The sequence below is a fragment of the Streptococcus sp. SG1 genome, assembly GCF_030439935.1.
GTDB classification, from domain to species: domain Bacteria; phylum Bacillota; class Bacilli; order Lactobacillales; family Streptococcaceae; genus Streptococcus; species Streptococcus gordonii.
Genome location: NZ_JAQFJC010000013.1, coordinates 1 through 23,333, shown reverse-complemented (window position 1 = coordinate 23,333; position 23,333 = coordinate 1). Strand labels below are relative to the sequence as shown.

Genomic DNA, 23,333 nt, shown 5'->3' with positions numbered 1-23,333 from the left:
GGCTTCCTTTTGTTTTATTTTTGAATTTGCAAGAGCTCTTCAATTTCAGCAAGGGTGTTTGCTTGAGAAATCGCACCTCGTAGTTTAGCAGCTCCGGATGTTCCACGCAGGTAGTGTGGAGCTAGGCCTCGGAATTCTCGAACGGCAATATGTTCCCCTTTGAGATCAATCAAACGTTTAAGGTGGTCGTGGGCAATTTTCATTTTATCTTCAAAGGTCAAGTCCGGAAGGATTTCACCCGTTTCAAAGTAGTGGTTGATCTGATTGAAGAGGTAAGGATTACCCATAGCAGCTCGACCTATCATAACGGCATCAGCTCCGACTTCTTCGATACGTTGTTTAGCCTCTTGAACGCTACGAATGTCTCCGTTTGCAATAAAGGGAATCTTGGTAAGGGCTTGCGCAACGTCGTGCAAAGTTTCAAGATCAGCATGGCCTGTATACATTTGCTCACGGGTGCGACCGTGCATAGCCAGGGCTGAGACTCCAGCGGCTTCAGCTGCTAGAGCATTTTCTACGGCTAGCGAGCTGTCAGACCAGCCAGTCCGCATCTTGACTGTCAGGGGAATATCTAGCACTGACTGTACTTTGTTGATGATTTTATAGATTTTCTCGGGATCCTTAAGCCACATGGCTCCAGCTTCATTTTTGACGATTTTATTGACCGGGCAGCCCATATTGATATCAACGATGTCCGTTTTAGTGTTTTCTTGGATAAATTCTGCTGCGCGGGCTAAGCTATCTTCGTCACTACCGAAAAGTTGGATAGAGACTGGATTTTCTCCCTCGTCAATGTGGAGCATGTGGAGGGTTTTTTCGTTGTTATACTGGATGCCCTTGTCAGAGACCATTTCCATGACGACCAGGCCCGCTCCCAGCTCTTTGGCAATGGTTCGGAAAGCAGAATTGGTTACGCCGGCCATAGGTGCCAGAACAGTGCGGTTGGGAATTTCGACATTTCCGATCATAAAAGGGGTATTAAGATTTGTCACGAATCAGTTCCTCCAGGTCATTTTGGTCAAAGTGATAGGCTGTCTGGCAGAATTGGCAGACGATTTCAGCACCTTGATCTTGGTCACGCATCTCTTCCAAGTCAGCCTTTGGCAGGGTAGCCAAGGCATTCATGAAGCGTTCTTTGCTACAGTCGCACTGGAAGCGGATTTCTTCTTCAGACAGGCGTTTGTATGGCTCATCACCATAGATGGCAGCCAGCAGAGCTTCGATATGGTCATCGGATTCCAGCAGTTTTGATATGGCAGGCATTTCTTGGATTCGCTTCTCAAAGCGGGCAATTTCAGCTTCTTTAGCACCAGGCAGAACTTGTACCAAGAAACCACCGGCAACCTTGACTTTGTCGTTCTCATCTAAGAGAACATTGAGACCAACAGCGGAAGGTGTTTGCTGGCTTTCAGTTAGGTAGAAAGCTAGGTCTTCGCCGATTTCTCCAGAGATGAGAGGAGTCATGGAGTTGTATGGATTGCCCGTACCGTAGTCCGTGATAACGAGGAATTCGCCTTGGCCAACAAAAGGACCAACCAGTACTTCGCCAGTAGCTGTCTTTTTGATATCTACACCGGGATTCTGTACATAACCTTTGACATTACCCTCTGTATCTGCCACTGTGATAATCGCGCCTAGTGAGCTGGTTCCGAGAACCTTGACGGTAATCTTGGTCTGGCCTTTTTCATTTGCAGCCAAAATCTGGCTGGCAATCAGTGTGCGGCCAAGTGCAACAGTAGAACTGGCTTGAGTTTGATGTTTTTCTTGAGCGGTCCGAACCGTCTCTGTGCTATCCAGCACATAAGCACGGAAAGAGCCATTTTCTGAGATAGTTTTGATAATTTTGTCCATACCTTTTATTTTAACACAAAATAGAGAAAGGGGCGCAGGCTTGCGCTTGTTTTTTCAAGTTTGTGAAGAGGGCTTAAAGAAATTTTAAACTTGTAGTAGCAATCAAGCTTAATTCTTTTAGGTTATCATCTTAAACTTTACCTCGGTTACAAAACAAAAAACGCAGGGACATCTTCTGCGTTTTCTTATTTTACAGGTCCATTTCTGGGAAAAGTTTGGCCAGTATTTTAGGGGTGATGCTTTGTCCCGGCCCCTCAGCACAATAGGTGTGCATATACATAGAGGGGTTGAAATTGAGCTCGATGCAGGTGCAGTTAGGATTTTCCTTGGTAGAAATAGCAGAGCTGTCAGGAATAATCAGGTCAACGCCACAGGCCCAAGCTCCCATAGCCTTTGCCATGTTCGCAGCAAGTTCCTTATAAGATGGGTGCATGCTGTCTGTGACGTCAATCGAGTCTCCGCCGGTAGAAATATTGGAATTGCGTCGCAAGTCAACCTTGACTCCAGCAGGCAGGATATCATCTGGTCCATAGCCTTGCTGGTCCAGCATGAGCAGTTCAATGTCCCCCAGTTCAATGATTTCAAGCGGTGATCGATGATCCCGACCCCGTAGCGGATTGTCGTTTTTGATGGCAACCAATTCTCTCAAGGTATGCTGACCGTCTCCGACGACATTGGCTGCTACTCGCAAGAGGACTGCCTCACACTGACCGTCTAAGACAAAGAAGCGGTACTCCGTTCCAGCGATAAATTCTTCCACTAAGACAGCAGCGTCTTCTGAAAAAGCGATTTCCAAAGCCTTGCGATAAGCTTCCAGACTAGCTGGTTCTTGGAAGATGGAGATGCCTAGTCCGAAGTTAGTTGACTTTGGTTTGACAACAATTTGTCGGTCCTTAATCAAAGGGTAATAGGCCAGTCCATCCTCTAGGGAAGAAAATTCTGCTCCAGCTGGAACGGGAAAGTCAGCTGCAGCCAAAATCTTTTTGGTGACGGTTTTATTGGCCATGGCCAGAGGGATGACATAGTTATCCTTGGAGGTCATATTGCCGTTCTTGACATATTCCACATGGCGACCATGCCAAAGCTTGAGAAATTGGTCATTTTCATCTAAAATTTCGACATTAAGCCCCTTTTGGATAGCATCAAAGAGTAGCATCTGGGTGGATAGTTCCATATTTTCGTAGCCTTTGAGGGCATAAGGAGCAGTCCAAGCGTAGCGGTGATATTCCTCTGCTTTTTCTAGCCCAAAGGCCATTAAGGAATCATGCTGGATATGAGGCAGGAGCTGGCCAGATAGGGTTAGCTGAGGATTTTGTAGCGCCTCCTTAAGATGTTGAAGTAAGGTTTGGTAGTAAGTTGGCAGTTCAAAATGCTGGATAAGCTCTTCCATGGCTTGGAGAAGGGCTGAGCTGTCTGCCTCATCTGGCAGGGCAGTCAGTGGATGGCTACAAGCAATCTTTTGGTTCAAGTCGTGGGCAGCTTTTAATGCCGCATCAACATTTTCTACATCATCTAGCCAGAGCAGGCTCAGTAAAAAGAGATGGACGGTATCTAAGGTTTCTTGGCTAATACCTAAATGGTCAAAAGGATTGAGATCGAAGCAGCGGAATTCTAGATAAGTGATACCTTGCTCCAGATAGGCACGATTGTGCTTCTGTCCACGGAAGCGAACGGCTGAGTAAAATTCTTTTTCAGCGCTGAGCTCGCCTGACTGAACGTAGTTTTCAATATCGGTTACATATTGCTCCAAAGAAGCGTAGGACACTTGAATATTTTCGTCATTGACATAGCCATAGTCGCTGTTACGAAAAGAGCGGATAGGCTGGGAAATTTCCTGACTGTAGAAGCCAGTTTCTGCCAAAGGTGCAGCACCGTAGAGATAGGTTAAGATCCAGCGGAAACGCAGAAAGTTTCGAGCCAGCTTGAGATAGAGGCCGTTTTTAAAATCCTTAAGTGATTGATAGGAGCTGACTTGAAAGAGAGCAGTGACTAGATCTTTCCCTAGCTCCATGTTGTAGTGGATACCAGAGATAGCCTGTAGTTTTTTGCCATATTTTTCCGCCAAGCCCTCTCGGTAGTGGCGCTCATAGTCGTTTTCCAGACAAGCAATGACAATCTCCTCTTCAGTCAGCTGCGGTGGCATGGACAGAGGCCAGAGGCGCTCGTTCTGATCAATCGAGCGGGCCGCCACGTCACTAATAGCCCCCAGTAAGCGCCTAGCTTCCTTAGTCGAGTGAGCAATAGGTGTTATTAGTTCTAGTTGTTGCTCGCTGAAGTCTGTTTGGATGCTTGGGTGGAAATTCCTTGAACCGAGTTGACTTGGATGGGCAGTTTGGGCTAAGTGTCCATCCAAGTCAACTCGGAGATTTTCCCTCTCTAGACCAAAGGTCGCTTGAAGAATAGGGCTTGATGTATCCAGTTTCTGCAGTAATTGATTAATCGTCATCGTTTCACCGTCCTATGATAGTAATTTTAGTCTATTACAAACGGAAAAAGAAAACAAATTTCTACTACGATTTTAATAAAAATCCGAACTTTTATTTAAAATAAACTAATTAATATCAGAAAAAACAGATTTTGTGAAAAACTAATTCATTTCCAAAAGTTAAAATCCAAATGAAATCCCTATCTCTTCTTGAAAAATGGCAATAAATTTCTTATAATAAAGTGTAAGATATACCAGCAGGTGAGATTCCTGCCTTGTATGTAAGAAAGGACGAGCTGTCTCAGCTCAGACAAAATTATGACATCAGTAGTTGTTGTAGGAACCCAGTGGGGAGATGAAGGGAAAGGAAAGATCACAGACTTCCTTTCTGCTAATGCCGAAGTGATTGCTCGTTATCAAGGTGGTGACAATGCTGGTCATACCATCGTGATTGACGGTAAGAAGTACAAACTGCACTTGATTCCATCAGGGATTTTCTTCCCAGAAAAAATCTCAGTCATTGGAAACGGGATGGTGGTTAATCCTAAATCTCTAGTTAAAGAACTGAATTATTTACATGAAGAAGGTGTGACAACGGATAATCTTCGTATCTCAGACCGGGCTCATGTTATCTTACCTTATCATATTGAGCTGGATCGCCTGCAGGAAGAGGCCAAAGGTGACAATAAAATTGGAACTACTATTAAAGGAATTGGACCTGCTTATATGGATAAGGCTGCGCGTGTTGGTATCCGGATTGCAGATCTCTTAGATAGAGACATTTTCAGGGAACGCTTGGAGCGTAATTTAGCTGAGAAAAATCGCCTCTTTGAGAGATTGTACGATAGCACAGCAATTAACTTTGATGATATTTTTGAAGAATACTATGAATATGGGCAACAAATCAAGCAGTATGTGACAGACACCTCTGTCATCTTAAACGATGCGCTGGATCAAGGCAAGCGAGTGCTCTTTGAAGGGGCTCAAGGAGTTATGCTAGATATTGACCAAGGAACTTATCCATTTGTAACCTCCTCTAATCCTGTTGCTGGCGGTGTAACGATCGGTTCTGGTGTGGGTCCTAGCAAGATTGACAAAGTAGTGGGTGTTTGTAAAGCCTATACAAGTCGTGTTGGTGATGGGCCATTCCCGACAGAGCTTTTCGATGAAGTAGGAGACCGCATACGTGAAGTCGGCCATGAGTATGGTACAACAACAGGCCGTCCGCGTCGAGTTGGTTGGTTTGACTCTGTTGTTATGCGCCATAGTCGCCGAGTGTCAGGGATCACCAATCTTTCACTTAACTCCATCGATGTTTTGAGTGGTCTGGATACAGTCAAGATCTGTGTAGCCTATGATTTGGATGGCCAAAGAATCGACCACTATCCAGCTAGTTTGGAACAGCTTAAACGTTGTAAGCCGATTTACGAAGAGCTTCCTGGATGGTCTGAAGATATTACTGGCGTTCGTAAGTTAGAAGATCTTCCAGAAAATGCTCGCAACTATGTTCGGCGAGTAAGTGAGTTGGTTGGTGTACGTATTTCCACCTTCTCAGTTGGACCTGACCGCGACCAAACTAATATTTTGGAAAGTGTCTGGTCAAGTTTATAATTGATGAAAGAGGCTGGGAAAATTTCCCGCCTTTTTAAAAAAGAAAAGGGAAAAACATGTATCAAAATATCTTATTTGATTTAGATGGGACTTTGACCAACTCTGAGTTAGGAATAACTAATTCTGTGGCTTATGCTTTAGAGAAATTTGGTATCGAAGTGCAAGATAAAAAAGAATTAAGAGTTTTCATCGGTCCACCACTGAAGTATTCTTTTGAACACTTTTATGGTTTTTCAGAGGAAGAAAGTCTACAAGCTGTGGAATATTATCGAGAATATTTTTCTGAAAAAGGCCTCTATGAAAATGAAGTTTATAAAGGGATTCGGGAAATATTGTCTTCTCTCAAACAAGCTGATAAGAAATTGATAGTGGCAACCTCTAAGCCTGAAAAATTTTCAACTCAAATTCTTAAACATTTTGATCTGTATGACTATTTTGACTTTGTAGCAGGAGCTACTATGGATGGTAGTAGAAGCAAAAAAGCAGATGTTATTGGTTATGCTTTAGAAAAAACGAAAATTAAAAATCTCTCCGAAACAATTATGGTCGGTGATCGTGAGCATGATATTATAGGGGCTCAAATACAAAAGATTGAGTCTATCGGGGTTCTTTACGGCTTTGGTACAAAAGAAGAATTAGAAAAAGCGGGAGCGACGTTTATTGTTAAAGACGTCTGTGAACTGGAAAATTTATTACTTTTTAAAAAAAGCTTAAGGATATTTTAAGTTAAAGACCTTATACTGTAATCATAAACAAAGATCTCCTAACTTTGTTTAGAAATCCTAAAACTTTTCTTTTTCATAATAATCTCCCAAAAACCACCTTGAAAGGTGGTTTTCTTTTGTACTAAAACGAGAAAAATCTCAAAAATGTCAAGCTTTCTTCTATAAAATAAACAACAAAATGGATAGAAAACATTTTCATTAAAAATAGTTAAAAAAATCTCTCAAATCCCTTGCAATGCATGCATCTTTGTGTTAAGATACTATGGTGCTGTAAAAATACAGCGTGTAGCTTTGATGCAAGAGGTTGCGACACGCTCGGTTGCATTGCCACGCAACCGCCTGTCGGTTTTCTTGTGGAGCTAGCCTATTATCTTAAATAGACGAAAAGGAGAAAAAGATGGCAAACAAAAAAATCCGCATCCGTTTGAAAGCATACGAACATCGTACACTTGACACAGCGGCTGCAAAAATCGTAGAAACTGCTACTCGTACAGGTGCTGAAGTTGCGGGTCCAATCCCACTTCCAACTGAACGTAGCCTCTACACAATCATTCGTGCGACTCACAAATATAAAGACTCTCGCGAACAATTCGAAATGCGTACTCACAAACGCTTGATCGACATCATCAACCCAACTCAAAAAACAGTTGACGCTTTGATGAAATTGGATCTTCCAAGTGGTGTGAACGTAGAGATTAAACTTTAATCTAAATAGCACAATCGAACACAGGCTAAACTCTTTGCAAAAAAGATAGATTGCCTTGCGAGCGTCGCTCGCTGCATCAATCTCCTATTTTTGCTGCGAGTTCTTAACGCCTTTTGTATCTTGTGTTTGAGCATAAAAAACGCTCGTTAAAAACTTTTTGAAAAAATAATAGAAAAGGAAACATTTTCTCATGACAAAAGGAATCTTAGGGAAAAAAGTGGGAATGACTCAAATCTTCACTGAAGCTGGCGAATTAATCCCTGTAACTGTTATTGAAGCAACTCCAAACGTTGTTCTTCAAGTTAAAACAGTTGAAACAGATGGTTACAACGCAGTTCAAGTTGGTTTCGACGATCTTCGCGACGTATTGAGTAACAAACCTGCTAAAGGACATGTAGCAAAAGCTAACACGGCTCCTAAGCGCTTCATTCGTGAATTCAAAAACATTGAAGGCTTAGAAGTTGGTGCTGAAATCACTGTTGACACTTTCGCAGCCGGCGATGTTGTTGATGTAACAGGAACTTCAAAAGGTAAAGGTTTCCAAGGTGTTATCAAACGCCACGGTCAATCTCGTGGTCCAATGGCTCACGGTTCTCGTTACCACCGTCGTCCTGGTTCAATGGGACCAGTTGCGCCTAACCGTGTTTTCAAAAACAAACACTTGGCTGGACGTATGGGTGGCAACCGTGTGACAATTCAAAACCTTGAAATTGCACAAGTTGTTCCAGAGAAAAACGTTATCCTTATCAAAGGAAACGTACCTGGTGCTAAGAAATCTCTTATCACTATCAAGTCAGCAGTTAAAGCTGGTAAATAATAAAGAAAGGGGAAATCAGTCATAATGGCAAACGTAAAATTATTTGACCAAACTGGTAAAGAAGCTGGTGAAGTAGTTCTGAACGATGCGATCTTTGGTATTGAACCAAACGAATCAGTTGTCTTTGATGTTATCATCAGCCAACGTGCTAGCCTTCGTCAAGGAACTCACGCTGTTAAAAACCGTTCTGCAGTATCAGGCGGCGGACGCAAACCATGGCGTCAAAAAGGAACTGGACGTGCTCGTCAAGGTTCTATCCGCTCTCCACAATGGCGTGGTGGTGGTGTCGTGTTCGGCCCAACTCCTCGTTCATATGCTTACAAACTTCCACGTAAAGTTCGTAGATTAGCGCTTAAATCAGTTTACTCTGAAAAAGTTGCTGAAAACAAATTCGTAGCTGTAGACAGCCTTTCATTTACAGCTCCAAAAACTGCTGAGTTTGCAAAAGTGCTTGCTGCACTAAGCATCGACACAAAAGTACTTGTTATTCTTGAAGAAGGAAACGAATTCGCTGCACTTTCAGCACGTAACCTTCCAAATGTTAAGGTTGCAACTGCAACAACTGCAAGTGTTCTTGATATCGTAAACAGTGACAAACTTCTTGTTACTCAAGCAGCTATCTCTAAAATTGAGGAGGTTCTTGCATAATGAATTTGTATGACGTTATCAAAAAACCTGTCATCACTGAAAGCTCAATGGCTCAACTTGAAGCAGGGAAATATGTATTTGAAGTTGACACTCGCGCTCACAAACTTTTGATTAAGCAAGCTGTTGAAGCTGCTTTTGAAGGAGTTAAAGTTGCTAACGTTAACACTATCAATGTAAAACCAAAAGCAAAACGCGTTGGACGTTACACTGGTTTTACTAACAAAACTAAAAAAGCTATCATCACTTTAACAGCTGATTCAAAAGCAATCGAGTTGTTTGGTGCTGAAGCAGAATAATCTAAGGAGGATATATCGTGGGAATTCGTGTTTATAAACCAACAACAAACGGTCGCCGTAATATGACTTCTTTGGATTTCGCTGAAATCACTACCAGCACTCCAGAAAAATCTTTGCTTGTTTCGTTGAAGAGCAAGGCTGGTCGTAACAACAACGGTCGCATCACTGTCCGTCACCAAGGTGGCGGTCACAAGCGTCACTACCGTTTGATCGACTTCAAACGTAACAAAGACGCTGTTGAAGCAGTTGTAAAAACAATCGAGTATGATCCAAATCGTTCAGCTAACATTGCTTTGGTTCACTACACTGACGGTGTGAAAGCTTATATCATCGCTCCTAAAGGTCTTGAAGTTGGTCAACGCATCGTTTCAGGTCCTGAAGCAGATATCAAAGTCGGAAATGCTCTTCCACTTGCTAACATCCCAGTTGGTACTTTGATTCACAATATCGAGTTAAAACCAGGTCGTGGTGGTGAATTAGTTCGTGCTGCTGGAGCTTCTGCTCAAGTATTGGGTCAAGAAGGTAAGTACACGCTTGTTCGTCTTCAATCTGGTGAAGTTCGTATGATTCTTGGTACTTGCCGCGCTACAGTTGGTGTTGTCGGAAATGAACAACATGGACTTGTAAACCTTGGTAAAGCAGGACGTAACCGTTGGAAAGGTATCCGCCCAACAGTTCGCGGTTCTGTAATGAACCCTAACGATCACCCACACGGTGGTGGTGAAGGTAAAGCACCAGTTGGTCGTAAAGCGCCATCAACTCCATGGGGCAAACCTGCTCTTGGACTTAAAACTCGTAACAAAAAAGCGAAATCTGACAAACTTATCGTTCGTCGTCGCAACGAGAAATAATTTAAAACAATCTATCCGCCAGCTCGGTAGCGCTGCTTAGTCAGCGCAGGCCGCTGTGGTACTTATTTTAAAGGAGAAAAAATATAATGGGACGCAGTCTTAAAAAAGGACCTTTCGTCGATGAGCATTTGATGAAAAAAGTTGAAGCTCAAGCTAACGACGAAAAGAAAAAAGTTATCAAAACTTGGTCACGTCGTTCAACGATCTTCCCAAGTTTCATTGGTTACACAATCGCAGTTTATGACGGACGTAAACACGTACCTGTTTACATCCAAGAAGACATGGTAGGTCACAAACTTGGTGAGTTTGCACCAACACGTACTTACAAAGGTCACGCTGCAGACGACAAGAAAACACGTAGAAAATAAGGAGAACATAAATGGCAGAAATTACTTCAGCTAAAGCAATGGCTCGTACAGTGCGTGTTTCACCTCGTAAATCTCGTCTTATTCTTGACAACATTCGTGGTAAAAACGTCGCTGACGCAATCGCAATCTTGAAATTCACTCCAAACAAAGCTGCTGGTATTATCGAAAAAGTATTGAACTCTGCAATCGCTAATGCTGAAAACAACTTTGGTTTGGAAAAAGCTAACTTGGTAGTATCTGAAGCTTTCGCAAACGAAGGACCAACTATGAAACGTTTCCGTCCGCGCGCTAAAGGTTCAGCTTCACCAATCAACAAACGCACAAGCCACATTACTGTGGTAGTTGCAGAAAAATAAGGAGGTAACATCGTGGGTCAAAAAGTACATCCAATTGGTATGCGTGTCGGCATCATCCGTGATTGGGATGCCAAATGGTATGCTGAAAAAGAATACGCGGATTACCTTCATGAAGATCTTGCAATCCGTAAATTCGTTCAAAAAGAATTGGCTGACGCAGCAGTTTCAACTATTGAAATTGAACGCGCAGTAAACAAAGTTAACGTTTCTCTTCACACTGCTAAGCCAGGTATGGTTATCGGTAAAGGTGGAGCAAATGTTGATGCACTCCGTGCAAAACTTAACAAATTGACAGGTAAACAAGTTCACATCAACATCATTGAAATCAAATCTCCAGATTTGGATGCTCATCTTGTTGGTGAAGGAATCGCTCGTCAATTAGAGCAGCGTGTCGCTTTCCGTCGTGCTCAAAAACAAGCTATCCAACGTACTATGCGTGCAGGTGCAAAAGGAATCAAAACTCAAGTATCAGGTCGTTTGAACGGTGCAGATATTGCTCGTAGCGAAGGATACTCAGAAGGAACTGTTCCTCTTCACACACTTCGTGCGGATATCGATTACGCTTGGGAAGAAGCAGATACTACTTACGGTAAACTTGGTGTTAAAGTATGGATCTACCGTGGTGAAATTCTTCCAGCTCGTAAAAACACTAAAGGAGGTAAATAACCAATGTTAGTACCTAAACGTGTTAAACACCGTCGCGAATTCCGTGGAAAAATGCGCGGTGAAGCCAAAGGTGGAAAAGAAGTAGCATTTGGAGAATATGGTCTTCAAGCAACTACTAGCCACTGGATCACTAACCGCCAAATCGAAGCTGCCCGTATCGCTATGACTCGTTACATGAAACGTGGTGGTAAAGTTTGGATTAAGATTTTCCCACACAAATCATACACTGCAAAAGCTATCGGTGTACGTATGGGATCTGGTAAAGGGGCTCCTGAAGGTTGGGTAGCACCAGTTAAACGTGGTAAAGTGATGTTTGAAGTTGCTGGCGTTTCTGAAGAAATCGCTCGTGAAGCGCTTCGTCTTGCAAGCCACAAGTTACCAGTTAAATGTAAGTTCGTGAAACGTGAAGCAGAATAAGGAGAAGGCATGAAACTTAATGAAGTAAAAGAATTTGTTAAAGAACTTCGTGGTCTTTCTCAAGAAGAACTCGCGAAGCGTGAAAATGAATTGAAGAAAGAATTGTTTGAGCTTCGTTTCCAAGCAGCTGCTGGTCAATTAGAGCAAACTGCTCGCTTGAAAGAAGTGAAAAAACAAATCGCTCGTATCAAAACTATTCAATCAGAAGTTAAATAATAGACTAGGGAAGGAGAATTTCAATGGAACGCAATAATCGTAAAGTTCTTGTCGGACGCGTTGTTTCTGACAAAATGGACAAAACAATCACAGTTGTAGTTGAAACTAAACGTAACCACCCAGTCTATGGTAAACGTATTAACTACTCCAAGAAGTACAAAGCACATGATGAAAACAATGTTGCCAAAGAAGGCGATATCGTTCGTATCATGGAAACTCGTCCGCTTTCAGCTACAAAACGCTTCCGTCTTGTAGAAGTTGTTGAAGAAGCGGTAATCATCTAATCAAACCAGAAAGGAGAAAACTTAAATGATTCAAACAGAAACTCGTTTGAAAGTTGCCGATAACAGTGGTGCTCGCGAAATCCTGACAATCAAAGTTCTTGGTGGTTCAGGACGTAAGTTCGCTAACATCGGCGATGTGATCGTTGCATCTGTAAAACAAGCTACTCCTGGTGGTGCGGTTAAAAAAGGTGACGTTGTAAAAGCTGTTATCGTTCGTACTAAATCAGGTGCTCGTCGTAAAGATGGTTCATACATCAAATTTGACGAAAATGCTGCGGTAATTATCCGTGAAGACAAAACTCCTCGCGGAACTCGTATCTTCGGTCCTGTTGCACGTGAATTGCGTGACGGTGGCTTCATGAAGATCGTTTCACTTGCCCCAGAAGTACTTTAATCGAAAAAACAAACTAGTCCCCTGGATTTATCCAGGGTGCCCATTCAGGGCGTAAGAAATCAAAGGAGAACCCAATGTTTGTAAAAAAAGGCGACAAAGTTCGTGTTATCGCTGGAAAAGATAAGGGTGTTGAAGCTCTTGTCGTAACAGCACTTCCAAAAGTTAACAAAGTTGTTGTTGAAGGTGTAAACATCGTTAAAAAACACCAAAAACCTAATAACGAACACCCTCAAGGTGCTATCGTGGAAAAAGAAGCACCAATCCATGTTTCAAACGTTCAAGTTTTGGATAAAAATGGAGTTGCAGGTCGTGTTGGCTACAAATTTGTAGACGGCAAAAAAGTTCGTTACAATAAAAAATCAGGCGAAGTGCTTGACTAATCACGAAGGAAAGGAGAAGTATAATGGCAAATCGTTTAAAAGAAAAATATCTTAAAGAAGTAGTTCCTGCTTTGACTGAAAAGTTCAACTACTCATCTGTTATGGCTGTGCCAAAAGTGGATAAAATCGTTTTGAACATGGGTGTTGGTGACGCTGTATCAAACGCTAAAAACCTTGAAAAAGCTGCTGAAGAATTGGCTCTTATCTCAGGTCAAAAACCACTTATCACTAAAGCTAAAAAATCAATCGCCGGCTTCCGTCTTCGTGAAGGTGTAGCGATCGGTGCTAAAGTAACCCTTCGTGGCGAACGTATGTATGAATTCTTGGATAAATTGGTTTCAGTTTCTCTTCCACGTGTCCGTGATTTCCACGGTGTTCCAACAAAATCTTTTGATGGACGCGGAAACTACACACTTGGTGTGAAAGAACAACTGATCTTCCCAGAAATCAATTTTGATGACGTTGATAAGACTCGTGGTCTTGACATCGTTATCGTTACAACTGCTAACACTGACGAAGAGTCACGCGAATTGCTTACAGGCCTTGGAATGCCTTTTGCAAAATAATATAGGAGGTAAAACAAATGGCTAAAAAATCAATGATTGCTAAGAACAAACGCCCAGCTAAGTTCTCTACGCAAGCTTATACTCGTTGTGAAAAATGTGGCCGTCCACATTCTGTATACCGCAAGTTTAAACTTTGCCGTGTTTGCTTCCGTGAATTAGCATACAAAGGACAAATTCCTGGCGTTACCAAAGCATCTTGGTAATATGATGATACAAAGAGCGTAACAACCACAGCAAAAATAGGAAATTTGGTGAAGGAGCGATGCTTCAAAACAAATTTATCTTTTTTGCCCAGGTTGTAGCTCGTGTTCAAATAAGAGTTATCTTATTTGAAAGTATCAATACTATCTGAGCATAGCTCAATCATTAACTAGCAAGTGCAACTTGCAAACTACTAGTAAGAGGAGAAATAAAAAATGGTTATGACTGACCCAATTGCAGACTTTTTGACACGCATTCGTAATGCTAACCAAGCAAACCATGAAGTGCTTGAAGTACCTGCATCAAATATTAAAAAAGGGATTGCAGAAATCCTTAAACGCGAAGGTTTTGTAAAAAACGTTGAATTTATCGAAGATGACAAACAAGGCATCATCCGTGTATTTCTTAAATACGGACAAAATGGTGAAAAAGTTATCACAGGTTTGAAACGTGTTTCTAAACCAGGACTTCGTGTTTACAAAAAACGTGAAGATCTTCCAAAAGTATTAAACGGACTTGGAATTGCTATCCTTTCAACTTCTGAAGGTTTGCTTACTGATAAAGAAGCACGCCAAAAGAATGTTGGTGGTGAGATTATCGCTTACGTTTGGTAATATTTAGCTCCCAATTTCTTTGTGACTCTTCGTTATCGTCTCTTGCCTAACCCAAAGTTATGCCTGCGAGACGATGCCTAGATTCACTTTGAAATTGAAACCTAAATGTTCCTTTAAATCGAGAAATCGATTTAACCCCCGTGAAAACTGGCCGTCATGGCCTGACAATTTAACAGGAGAAAATAAACATGTCACGTATTGGTAATAAAGTTATTGTGTTGCCTGCTGGTGTTGAAATCACTAACAATGGCAACGTTGTAACTGTAAAAGGACCTAAAGGAGAACTTACTCGTGAGTTCTCAAAAGATATTGAAATCCGTGTGGAAGGTACAGAAGTAACACTTCACCGTCCAAACGATTCAAAAGAAATGAAAACTATCCACGGAACAACTCGTGCCCTTTTGAACAACATGGTTATTGGTGTTTCAGAAGGATTCAAGAAAGAACTTGAAATGCGTGGGGTTGGTTACCGTGCACAACTTCAAGGAAAGAAACTTGTCTTGGCTGTTGGTAAATCTCACCCAGACGAAGTTGAAGCTCCAGAAGGAATTACTTTTGAACTTCCAAATCCAACGACTATCGTTATCAGCGGAATTTCAAAAGAAGCTGTTGGACAAACAGCTGCTTACGTTCGTAGCTTACGTGCTCCAGAACCATATAAAGGTAAAGGTATCCGCTACGTTGGTGAATTTGTTCGCCGTAAAGAAGGTAAAACTGGTAAATAATGTGATTCGGTTGATCTTCAACCCTATCCTTTGTTTCCAACTTTGTGCTTAAGCACAAGATTAATAATAAGAGGTGAAAATTGTGATTACGAAACCAGATAAAAACAAAGTCCGCCAAAAACGCCACCGTCGTGTTCGCGGAAAACTCTCTGGAACTGCTGATCGCCCACGTTTGAACGTATTCCGTTCTAATACAGGCATCTACGCTCAAGTGATTGATGACGTAGCGGGTGTAACGCTCGCAAGCGCTTCAACTCTTGACAAAGAAGTTTCAAAAGGAACTAAGACTGAACAAGCCGTTGTTGTTGGTAAACTCGTTGCTGAACGTGCAGTTGCTAAAGGTATTTCTGAAGTGGTGTTTGACCGCGGTGGATATCTCTATCACGGACGTGTAAAAGCTTTGGCTGATGCAGCTCGTGAAAACGGATTGAAATTCTAATAGGGAGGACACTAGAAAATGGCATTTAAAGACAATGCAGTTGAACTTGAAGAACGCGTAGTTGCGATTAACCGTGTTACTAAAGTTGTTAAAGGTGGACGTCGTCTTCGTTTTGCAGCTCTTGTAGTTGTCGGTGACCGCAATGGTCGTGTAGGCTTCGGTACTGGTAAAGCTCAAGAAGTACCAGAAGCTATTCGCAAGGCAGTTGAAGATGCGAAGAAAAACTTGATTGAAGTACCAATGGTTGGCACAACAATTCCTCACGAAGTTCTTTCAGAATTTGGTGGAGCTAAAGTATTGTTGAAACCTGCTGTGGAAGGTTCTGGAGTTGCTGCCGGCGGCGCTGTTCGTGCCGTTATCGAATTGGCAGGTGTGGCAGATGTAACATCTAAATCACTTGGTTCTAACACTCCAATCAACATTGTTCGAGCAACTGTTGAAGGTTTGAAACAATTAAAACGCGCTGAAGAAGTTGCTGCCCTTCGTGGTATTTCAGTTTCTGACTTGGCATAAGAAAGGGGATCACATGGCTCAAATTAAAATTACTTTGACTAAGTCTCCAATCGGACGCATTCCGTCACAACGCAAAACTGTTGTAGCACTTGGACTTGGCAAATTGAACAGCTCAGTTATTAAAGAAGATAACCCAGCAGTACGTGGTATGATTACTGCAGTATCTCACTTGGTAACTGTTGAAGAAGTTAAATAAGCTTTGCTGGTTTAACAACTTTAAATTTAAAATACATTAGGGGATGGGTTTTTCTCAGCCCCTAAAACTAAATATATGTATAGGCGAGTTTGTATAGGAGACACCTTTTCTCCTATATGAGCGCTAGCATTTTACAAAAGAGGAGAAAATAAATAATGAAACTTCATGAATTACAACCTGCTGCAGGTTCTCGTAAAGTCCGTAACCGTGTTGGTCGTGGTACTTCATCTGGTAACGGTAAGACAGCTGGCCGTGGTCAAAAAGGTCAAAAAGCTCGTAGCGGTGGCGGTGTTCGTCTTGGTTTTGAAGGTGGACAAACTCCATTGTTCCGTCGTCTTCCAAAACGTGGTTTCTTGAACGTAAACCGCAAAGAGTATGCTATCGTTAACCTTGATCAGTTGAATGCTTTTGAAGACGGTGCAGAAGTAACACCAGTTGTGCTTGTTGAATCAGGTATTGTAAAAGCTGAAAAATCTGGCGTTAAAATTCTTGGTAACGGAGAATTGACAAAGAAATTGACTGTTAAAGCAGCTAAATTCTCTAAATCTGCTGAAGAAGCTATCACTGCTAAAGGTGGTTCAGTGGAAGTCATCTAAGAGAGGTGACCTATGTTTTTCAAACTATTAAAAGACGCATTTAAGATAAAGCAAGTACGCTCTAAGATTTTATTTACTATTTTTATTATCTTAGTCTTTCGTATTGGTACTACAATCACTGTTCCTGGTGTAAATGCAAAAAGTTTAGAAGCCTTAAGTGGCTTGTCATTCCTGAACATGCTAAGCTTGGTGTCAGGTAATGCCATGAAAAACTTTTCAGTATTTGCGCTAGGGGTGAGCCCATATATCACAGCTTCCATCGTGGTGCAACTCCTTCAAATGGATTTGTTACCGAAGTTTGTTGAATGGGGTAAACAAGGTGAAGTAGGCCGTAGAAAGTTAAATCAAGCAACACGCTATATTTCCTTAGCACTTGCTTTTGTACAATCTATCGGTATTACTGCTGGTTTTAATGCCTTGTCTAGTACTAAACTAGTTGCGGCACCTAACTGGCAAACCTACCTATTCATTGGATCTATCTTAACAACTGGATCAATGATTGTTGTTTGGCTTGGTGAACAAATTACTGATAAGGGCTATGGAAATGGTGTATCTATGATTATCTTTGCCGGGATTGTTGCATCAATTCCGGAGATGGTTAAAGGTATTTATGAAGATTACTTTGTCAATGTACCAAGTGACAGATTGCAATCTTCAATCATCTTTGTAGCTTGTTTGATTGTAGCGGTTTTACTCATTGTCTACTTTACAACTTATGTACAACAAGCAGAATACAAAATCCCAATCCAATATACAAAGATTGCCCAAGGTGCTCCTTCCAGTTCATATCTTCCTTTGAAGGTCAATCCAGCAGGAGTTATTCCGGTAATCTTTGCAAGTTCAATCACTGCCGCGCCGGCAGCTGTTCTACAGTTTTTAAGCGCATCTGGTAATGATTGGGGATGGGTTCGTACAGCTCAGTCTTTGCTTGCGACAACAACACCAACAGGTATTGCTATGTATGCTTTGCTGATTATTCTGTTTACATTCTTCTATACCTTTGTACAGATTAATCCAGAAAAAGCAGCTGAAAATCTACAAAAGAGTGGTGCCTATATTCCAGGAGTACGTCCAGGAAAAGGAACTGAGCAATTTATGTCGAAACTACTTCGCCGATTGGCTACTGTTGGTTCATTATTCCTAGGTTTTATTTCAATCATCCCGATCATTGCAAAAGACTTATTTGGTTTATCAGATACAGTCGCTTTGGGAGGTACCAGTCTTTTGATCATCATTGCCACTGGTATCGAAGGAATGAAACAATTGGAAGGATATTTACTGAAGAGAAAATATACCGGCTTTATGAATACAACAACAAAATAGAAATAGGTTGACTTAGTCAGCCTTCTATTTTGTTTTTGGATAAGTTTATTAACCGGTTTAATAGATTTATGGAAAAACAAAAAAGGAGAATCAACATGAATCTTTTGATTATTGGCTTACCTGGTGCAGGTAAGGGAACTCAAGCAGCGAAAATCGTTGAAAAATTTAAGGTAGCACATATTTCTACAGGTGATATGTTCCGCGCTGCAATGGCTAATCAAACTGAGATGGGCGTGCTCGCTAAATCATATATTGACAAAGGTGAACTGGTTCCGGATGAAGTTACCAATGGAATTGTAAAAGAACGTTTGTCTCAAGAAGATATTAAAGAAACAGGCTTCCTTTTGGACGGTTATCCTCGTACTATTGATCAAGCCTACGCTTTAGATGCTATTTTAAAAGATCTTGGCATTGATCTTGATGGTGTCATCAATATTGAAGTTGATCCAAGTTGCCTCTTAGAGCGTTTAAGTGGAAGAATCATTCACCGTCAAACTGGCGAAACTTTCCATAAGATCTTTAATCCGCCAGCAAACTACAATGAAGAAGATTATTACCAAAGGGAAGACGATAAACCTGAAACAGTTAAGCGCCGTTTGGATGTAAATATTGCTCAAGGCAAGCCTATTTTAGCACACTACAGAGAACTAAAATTAGTCCATGATATCCAAGGTAATCAAGATATTAATGATGTATTTTCAGATATCGAAAAAGTCTTGGGAAAATTGAAATAAAAGCGTTTTTCACGCTTGCAATATTTGACAAGTAGTGATACAATGAATTAGTCTGACTTATAATTGTTACCTCTGTGTCCAGAGGTGATGAATCAAAATTTAGGGAGGTACTTTTGCGTGGCAAAAGATGATGTGATCGAAGTCGAAGGCAAGGTAATTGATACTATGCCAAACGCAATGTTTACGGTTGAACTTGAAAATGGACATCAGATTTTAGCAACAGTTTCTGGTAAAATTCGTAAAAACTATATTCGTATTTTAGCGGGAGACCGTGTTACTGTCGAAATGAGTCCGTATGATTTGACTCGTGGACGGATCACCTACCGCTTTAAATAATGGAAAAACTTGGAGGATTAAGAAATGAAAGTAAGACCATCGGTCAAACCAATTTGCGAATACTGTAAAGTTATTCGTCGTAATGGTCGTGTTATGGTTATTTGCCCTGCAAATCCAAAACACAAACAACGTCAAGGTTAATTAGAAAGGAGAAAACATGGCTCGTATTGCTGGAGTTGATATTCCAAATGACAAACGTGTAGTCGTATCACTTACTTACGTATATGGTATCGGTCTTCCAACATCTAAGAAAATTTTAGCTGCTGCTGGAGTTTCTGAAGACGTTCGTGTAAAAGACTTGACACCTGATCAAGAAGACGCTATCCGTCGTGAAGTGGATGCGATCAAAGTTGAAGGTGACCTTCGCCGTGAAGTAAACCTAAACATCAAACGTTTGATGGAAATCGGTTCATATCGTGGAATCCGTCATCGTCGTGGACTTCCTGTTCGTGGACAAAACACTAAAAATAACGCTCGCACTCGTAAAGGTAAAGCTGTTGCGATTGCTGGTAAGAAAAAATAATATAAGGAGGTAAAAAGTCTTGGCTAAACCAACGCGTAAACGTCGTGTGAAAAAAAATATCGAATCTGGTATTGCACATATTCACGCTACATTTAATAACACTATTGTTATGATTACTGATGTGCATGGTAATGCGATTGCTTGGTCATCTGCTGGTGCTCTTGGTTTTAAAGGTTCTCGTAAATCTACACCATTTGCTGCCCAAATGGCATCTGAAGCAGCTGCTAAATCTGCACAAGAACACGGTCTTAAATCAGTTGAAGTTACTGTAAAAGGTCCAGGTTCTGGTCGTGAGTCAGCTATTCGTGCTCTTGCTGCCGCTGGTCTTGAAGTAACAGCTATTCGTGATGTGACTCCTGTACCACACAATGGTGCTCGTCCTCCAAAACGTCGCCGTGTATAATCACCAACAATTACACTGCTTTTCGTTTAAGAGGGAGTTAACTAAATGATTGAGTTTGAAAAACCAAATATAACAAAAATTGATGAAAATAAAGATTATGGCAAGTTTGTAGTAGAACCGCTTGAACGTGGTTATGGTACAACTCTTGGGAACTCACTTCGTCGTGTCTTGTTGGCTTCATTACCAGGAGCAGCAGTTACTTCTATCAATATTGAAGGAGTATTGCACGAATTTGATACTATCCCAGGTGTCCGTGAAGATGTTATGCAAATTATTCTTAACATCAAAGGTATTGCTGTAAAATCTTACGTCCAAGACGAAAAGATGATTGAACTTGATGTTGAAGGTCCTGCAGAAATTACTGCTGGAGACATTTTGACAGATAGCGATATCGAAATTGTAAACCCAGATCATTATCTCTTTACAATCGGTGAGGGAGCACGCTTTAAAGCAGTCATGACTGTCAACAGTGGTCGTGGTTATGTTCCAGCTGATCAAAATAAACGTGATGATGCACCTGTGGGGACACTCGCTGTAGATTCCATCTATACGCCAGTGACAAAAGTTAATTACCAAGTTGAGCCAGCTCGTGTTGGTAGCAATGATGGTTTTGACAAACTAACCCTTGAAATTATGACAAATGGAACAATCATTCCAGAAGACGCACTTGGTCTTTCAGCGCGTATCTTGACTGAACATTTGGATCTCTTTACTGATCTTACTGAGGTAGCTAAAGCAACTGACGTGATGAAAGAAGTAGATAAGAGCTCAGATGATCATGTTTTGGAACGCACTATTGAAGAACTAGATTTGTCTGTTCGCTCTTATAACTGTTTGAAACGTGCTGGTATTAACACAGTTTACGATTTGACAGAAAAAACTGAGCCTGAAATGATGAAAGTTCGAAACCTTGGTCGTAAGAGTCTTGAAGAAGTTAAAGTTAAACTAACAGATTTAGGTCTAGGGTTAAAAAACGATAAATAAAGGAGGAATACATGGCTTACCGTAAATTAGGACGCACTAGCTCACAACGTAAAGCAATGCTTCGTGATTTGACTACTGACTTGATTATCAACGAATCAATCGTAACAACAGAAGCTCGTGCAAAAGAAATCCGTAAAACAGTTGAAAAAATGATTACCTTGGGTAAACGTGGTGACTTGCATGCTCGTCGTCAAGCAGCTGCTTTTGTTCGTAACGAAATTGCATCAGAAAACTATGATGAAGCAACTGAAAAATATACTTCAACTACTGCACTTCAAAAATTGTTCTCTGAATTAGCACCTCGTTATGCAGAACGCAATGGTGGATATACTCGTATCCTTAAAACTGAACCACGTCGTGGAGATGCTGCTCCGATGGCAATCATCGAATTAGTATAAGATCATCAATCTTTGTTGAGTGTTATGATGATGGAATAGATGTTCTATTCTTAGTCTAGCTCTGGTCTACCGCTAGGATTTTTCCTAGCGGGAACACTCATCATATAGTGAGATGATAGGTAGACGCTTGTTTACGAAATTGTTTTTTGATAAAAAAAACAATTTCGTAAGCAGGCGTTTTTGCTTGAATATAGGAAAAAAATAGAATTTTTGTTATAATACTCTAATACAAAGAATGATTATTTTGAAGATCTCCTTAAGTTTCCTTTTAAAGAATGTTAAAAACGGTAGGAGCTGAGAAATAAAATAAAGTAAGTTCTATCGGAGCTATACTTTTAATAAAATAAATATCAAGGATAAATCATAGGAATTCAAAATGACTAATGCAATACAGCTATTAAAAGATCGATATTTAAAAAATATTAAAGAAAAACCAACTATCTATGTAGGCATTGAGTTGGAATTTCCTATTGTAAATTGTCAGGGAAAAGCAACTGATATAAATGTGGCTAAGAACTTGCTAAAGCGCCTTATTGATCAGCATTCCTTTGAAGCAGAGAAGTTTGATAGAGTTGGAGACCCAATCCAGATAAAGTCTAAAGAAAATGAAGATAGAATTCTATTTGAAGTTTCATACAATATTTTAGAATTCGCGTTTGAGAAAGCTACAAAGATTCAAGAAGTGGAAGAGCGATTCACAGAATATCTAAGTGTTATCCAATCTATTTTGGGCGAAGATGACCATGAATTGCAAGGGAAAGGAATTCATCCTTTTTGGGATAAAAATGACAATAATCCAGTTCAATCGCCTCGCTATGAAATGTTAATGCAGTATTTATCAATGAGCAAGACTTTAAAATTAAAAGACCTGCATTCTTATCCTGAATATGGAGCATTTATCTGTGGAAATCAAATTCAACTAGATGTTTCTAAAGAAAACTTTATAAGTGTTATTAATGTTTTTAATCAAATTGAAGCAGCCAAAGCATATCTTTTTGCCAATTCTGAATTTCCAGATTCTTCATGGAATACAAAAATTGCGCGAGACATTTTTTGGGAACAATCTATGCATGGAATCTTGCAAGAAAATGCAGGTGTCAATCTAAAAGATTTCCAAAACGAAGATGAATTTTTTTCTTATCTTGGCAAATCTGCAGTTTTCACAGCTAAAAGAGGTGATCAAGACTACTATTTCTTTCCAATTCCTGCAATTGACTATTTAAGTCATGAAAAAATTAAAGCATACAATCTGTCGGGTGAAACAGTAGAATTAACACCGAAGCAAGAAGATTTTGAAAATCACAGAAGTTATCAGTATCAAGATTTAACAACAAGAGGGACTGTCGAGTTTCGAAGTGTTTGTGCTCAGCCTTTTGATAGAACCTTTATTTCTGCCGCTTTCCATCTCGGCATTCTGGCTAACTTAGAAAATGTACAAAAATATCTACAAGAAACTGACTTTTTTAAAAAGGAGGGGCGTAATTATAAACAGTTAAGACAAAAATTTTCCAAAAAAGAAATTAGCAGAAGTGCGGCAACTCATGTTCGCAACTTCGCAAACGACTTAATTCAATTGGCAATAGTCGGTTTGGTAGCTCGAAATAACGGTGAGGAATTCTATCTAAAGAATTTGATAGTCAAAGAAAAAGAAGAATAATAAAAAAATATAAAAAAAGTTCAAAAAAGTAGTTGACAGTTTAGCGAGTAGATGATATACTAAGATAGTTGTCTCCGAGGGAGGCAAAGACCTTTGAAAACTGAACAAGACGAA

35 protein-coding genes are annotated in these 23,333 nt (G+C 40.6%); 32 read left to right on the top strand and 3 right to left on the bottom strand.

Translation table 11 applies throughout. The features are described from left to right. Positions 1–14: 14 nt before the first annotated feature. From dusB to gshAB, 3 genes are all read right to left on the bottom strand, one after another. Positions 15–992 carry a tRNA dihydrouridine synthase DusB gene (gene dusB, locus PCY06_RS10435; RefSeq protein ID WP_008809915.1) on the bottom strand — a complete coding sequence of 326 codons (978 nt, stop codon included), beginning with the start codon at positions 990–992 and terminating at the stop codon, positions 15–17. Then, the gene (gene hslO, locus PCY06_RS10430; protein ID WP_061596382.1) at positions 979–1,851 is read right to left on the bottom strand and encodes an Hsp33 family molecular chaperone HslO; all 873 of its coding nucleotides are present in this window, start codon (positions 1,849–1,851) and stop codon (positions 979–981) included. Before hslO ends, dusB begins: the two co-directional genes overlap by 14 nt. A 190-nt stretch (positions 1,852–2,041) precedes the next feature. Next, complete coding sequence (gene gshAB, locus PCY06_RS10425) at positions 2,042–4,297, bottom strand: bifunctional glutamate--cysteine ligase GshA/glutathione synthetase GshB (protein WP_008809913.1); 2,256 nt, start codon at positions 4,295–4,297, stop codon at positions 2,042–2,044. Between the two features lie 297 nt (positions 4,298–4,594). Between gshAB and PCY06_RS10420 the strand changes: the two genes are divergently transcribed. The 32 genes from PCY06_RS10420 (at position 4,595) to PCY06_RS10265 (ending at position 23,219) form a co-directional block, all read left to right on the top strand. Beyond that, the gene (locus PCY06_RS10420; protein WP_008809912.1) at positions 4,595–5,887 is read left to right on the top strand and encodes an adenylosuccinate synthase; all 1,293 of its coding nucleotides are present in this window, start codon (positions 4,595–4,597) and stop codon (positions 5,885–5,887) included. A gap of 56 nt (positions 5,888–5,943) precedes the next feature. Continuing rightward, complete coding sequence (locus tag PCY06_RS10415; protein ID WP_061596384.1) at positions 5,944–6,612, top strand: HAD family hydrolase; 669 nt, start codon at positions 5,944–5,946, stop codon at positions 6,610–6,612. 397 nt (positions 6,613–7,009) lie between these two features. After that, on the top strand, positions 7,010–7,318 hold the full coding sequence (gene rpsJ, locus PCY06_RS10410; RefSeq protein ID WP_002894478.1) for a 30S ribosomal protein S10: 309 nt from the start codon (positions 7,010–7,012) through the stop codon (positions 7,316–7,318). Between the two features lie 190 nt (positions 7,319–7,508). Beyond that, positions 7,509–8,135, top strand: coding sequence for a 50S ribosomal protein L3 (gene rplC, locus PCY06_RS10405; RefSeq protein ID WP_008809910.1), 627 nt, complete (start codon positions 7,509–7,511; stop codon positions 8,133–8,135). A 24-nt stretch (positions 8,136–8,159) separates the two neighbouring features. Beyond that, positions 8,160–8,783 (top strand): 50S ribosomal protein L4, encoded by a 624-nt coding sequence (gene rplD / locus PCY06_RS10400; protein ID WP_008809909.1) that lies wholly within the window; start codon positions 8,160–8,162, stop codon positions 8,781–8,783. Then, positions 8,783–9,079, top strand: a complete 297-nt coding sequence (locus PCY06_RS10395) for a 50S ribosomal protein L23 (RefSeq protein ID WP_008809908.1) — start codon at positions 8,783–8,785, stop codon at positions 9,077–9,079. The genes rplD and PCY06_RS10395 overlap by 1 nt, the downstream gene beginning before the upstream one ends. A 17-nt stretch (positions 9,080–9,096) precedes the next feature. Further along, the gene (gene rplB, locus PCY06_RS10390; protein WP_008809907.1) at positions 9,097–9,930 is read left to right on the top strand and encodes a 50S ribosomal protein L2; all 834 of its coding nucleotides are present in this window, start codon (positions 9,097–9,099) and stop codon (positions 9,928–9,930) included. 86 nt (positions 9,931–10,016) lie between these two features. After that, on the top strand, positions 10,017–10,298 hold the full coding sequence (gene rpsS, locus PCY06_RS10385; RefSeq protein WP_000533766.1) for a 30S ribosomal protein S19: 282 nt from the start codon (positions 10,017–10,019) through the stop codon (positions 10,296–10,298). 11 nt (positions 10,299–10,309) lie between these two features. Beyond that, positions 10,310–10,654 (top strand): 50S ribosomal protein L22, encoded by a 345-nt coding sequence (gene rplV, locus PCY06_RS10380; RefSeq protein ID WP_008809906.1) that lies wholly within the window; start codon positions 10,310–10,312, stop codon positions 10,652–10,654. A 12-nt stretch (positions 10,655–10,666) separates the two neighbouring features. Continuing rightward, on the top strand, positions 10,667–11,320 hold the full coding sequence (rpsC, locus tag PCY06_RS10375) for a 30S ribosomal protein S3 (RefSeq protein ID WP_008809905.1): 654 nt from the start codon (positions 10,667–10,669) through the stop codon (positions 11,318–11,320). Positions 11,321–11,323: 3 nt separating this feature from the next. Beyond that, entirely contained in the window at positions 11,324–11,737 is a 414-nt protein-coding gene (gene rplP, locus PCY06_RS10370) for a 50S ribosomal protein L16 (protein ID WP_000960948.1), read from the top strand. 9 nt (positions 11,738–11,746) lie between these two features. Next, on the top strand, positions 11,747–11,953 hold the full coding sequence (gene rpmC / locus PCY06_RS10365) for a 50S ribosomal protein L29 (RefSeq protein ID WP_008809904.1): 207 nt from the start codon (positions 11,747–11,749) through the stop codon (positions 11,951–11,953). 23 nt (positions 11,954–11,976) lie between these two features. Further along, positions 11,977–12,237: a 30S ribosomal protein S17 gene (gene rpsQ, locus PCY06_RS10360; protein WP_000440801.1), complete on the top strand. Its 261-nt coding sequence runs from the start codon at positions 11,977–11,979 to the stop codon at positions 12,235–12,237. 25 nt (positions 12,238–12,262) lie between these two features. Continuing rightward, positions 12,263–12,631: a 50S ribosomal protein L14 gene (gene rplN, locus PCY06_RS10355; RefSeq protein WP_002894494.1), complete on the top strand. Its 369-nt coding sequence runs from the start codon at positions 12,263–12,265 to the stop codon at positions 12,629–12,631. A 74-nt stretch (positions 12,632–12,705) separates the two neighbouring features. Then, entirely contained in the window at positions 12,706–13,011 is a 306-nt protein-coding gene (rplX, locus tag PCY06_RS10350; RefSeq protein ID WP_008809903.1) for a 50S ribosomal protein L24, read from the top strand. Positions 13,012–13,034: 23 nt separating this feature from the next. Further along, on the top strand, positions 13,035–13,577 hold the full coding sequence (gene rplE, locus PCY06_RS10345) for a 50S ribosomal protein L5 (protein ID WP_002894499.1): 543 nt from the start codon (positions 13,035–13,037) through the stop codon (positions 13,575–13,577). A 17-nt stretch (positions 13,578–13,594) separates the two neighbouring features. Then, on the top strand, positions 13,595–13,780 hold the full coding sequence (locus PCY06_RS10340; RefSeq protein ID WP_001085697.1) for a type Z 30S ribosomal protein S14: 186 nt from the start codon (positions 13,595–13,597) through the stop codon (positions 13,778–13,780). A 213-nt stretch (positions 13,781–13,993) separates the two neighbouring features. Continuing rightward, positions 13,994–14,392, top strand: coding sequence for a 30S ribosomal protein S8 (gene rpsH, locus PCY06_RS10335; RefSeq protein WP_061594911.1), 399 nt, complete (start codon positions 13,994–13,996; stop codon positions 14,390–14,392). 188 nt (positions 14,393–14,580) lie between these two features. After that, positions 14,581–15,117, top strand: a complete 537-nt coding sequence (rplF, locus tag PCY06_RS10330) for a 50S ribosomal protein L6 (RefSeq protein ID WP_060970448.1) — start codon at positions 14,581–14,583, stop codon at positions 15,115–15,117. Between the two features lie 82 nt (positions 15,118–15,199). After that, entirely contained in the window at positions 15,200–15,556 is a 357-nt protein-coding gene (gene rplR, locus PCY06_RS10325) for a 50S ribosomal protein L18 (protein ID WP_005592009.1), read from the top strand. An 18-nt stretch (positions 15,557–15,574) separates the two neighbouring features. Next, the gene (gene rpsE, locus PCY06_RS10320; protein WP_006269137.1) at positions 15,575–16,069 is read left to right on the top strand and encodes a 30S ribosomal protein S5; all 495 of its coding nucleotides are present in this window, start codon (positions 15,575–15,577) and stop codon (positions 16,067–16,069) included. A 13-nt stretch (positions 16,070–16,082) separates the two neighbouring features. After that, positions 16,083–16,265: a 50S ribosomal protein L30 gene (rpmD, locus tag PCY06_RS10315; protein WP_002894509.1), complete on the top strand. Its 183-nt coding sequence runs from the start codon at positions 16,083–16,085 to the stop codon at positions 16,263–16,265. Positions 16,266–16,420: 155 nt separating this feature from the next. Further along, positions 16,421–16,861 (top strand): 50S ribosomal protein L15, encoded by a 441-nt coding sequence (gene rplO / locus PCY06_RS10310; RefSeq protein WP_008809898.1) that lies wholly within the window; start codon positions 16,421–16,423, stop codon positions 16,859–16,861. Positions 16,862–16,873: 12 nt separating this feature from the next. Further along, positions 16,874–18,184 (top strand): preprotein translocase subunit SecY, encoded by a 1,311-nt coding sequence (gene secY, locus PCY06_RS10305; RefSeq protein ID WP_008809897.1) that lies wholly within the window; start codon positions 16,874–16,876, stop codon positions 18,182–18,184. A 95-nt stretch (positions 18,185–18,279) separates the two neighbouring features. Next, positions 18,280–18,918, top strand: coding sequence for an adenylate kinase (locus tag PCY06_RS10300; protein ID WP_082307338.1), 639 nt, complete (start codon positions 18,280–18,282; stop codon positions 18,916–18,918). A gap of 117 nt (positions 18,919–19,035) precedes the next feature. Continuing rightward, complete coding sequence (gene infA, locus PCY06_RS10295) at positions 19,036–19,254, top strand: translation initiation factor IF-1 (protein WP_008809895.1); 219 nt, start codon at positions 19,036–19,038, stop codon at positions 19,252–19,254. Positions 19,255–19,278: 24 nt separating this feature from the next. After that, complete coding sequence (gene rpmJ / locus PCY06_RS10290; RefSeq protein ID WP_001808836.1) at positions 19,279–19,395, top strand: 50S ribosomal protein L36; 117 nt, start codon at positions 19,279–19,281, stop codon at positions 19,393–19,395. A 16-nt stretch (positions 19,396–19,411) separates the two neighbouring features. Then, a complete protein-coding gene (gene rpsM / locus PCY06_RS10285) occupies positions 19,412–19,777 on the top strand; it encodes a 30S ribosomal protein S13 (RefSeq protein ID WP_008809894.1) in 366 nt (121 codons plus the stop codon). A gap of 19 nt (positions 19,778–19,796) precedes the next feature. Further along, positions 19,797–20,180 (top strand): 30S ribosomal protein S11, encoded by a 384-nt coding sequence (rpsK, locus tag PCY06_RS10280; RefSeq protein ID WP_001118385.1) that lies wholly within the window; start codon positions 19,797–19,799, stop codon positions 20,178–20,180. 45 nt (positions 20,181–20,225) lie between these two features. Further along, positions 20,226–21,164 carry a DNA-directed RNA polymerase subunit alpha gene (locus PCY06_RS10275; protein WP_008809893.1) on the top strand — a complete coding sequence of 313 codons (939 nt, stop codon included), beginning with the start codon at positions 20,226–20,228 and terminating at the stop codon, positions 21,162–21,164. Between the two features lie 11 nt (positions 21,165–21,175). Beyond that, a complete protein-coding gene (rplQ, locus tag PCY06_RS10270) occupies positions 21,176–21,562 on the top strand; it encodes a 50S ribosomal protein L17 (protein WP_008809892.1) in 387 nt (128 codons plus the stop codon). A 376-nt stretch (positions 21,563–21,938) separates the two neighbouring features. Further along, a complete protein-coding gene (locus PCY06_RS10265) occupies positions 21,939–23,219 on the top strand; it encodes a glutamate-cysteine ligase family protein (protein WP_060554197.1) in 1,281 nt (426 codons plus the stop codon). Positions 23,220–23,333 lie beyond the last annotated feature (114 nt).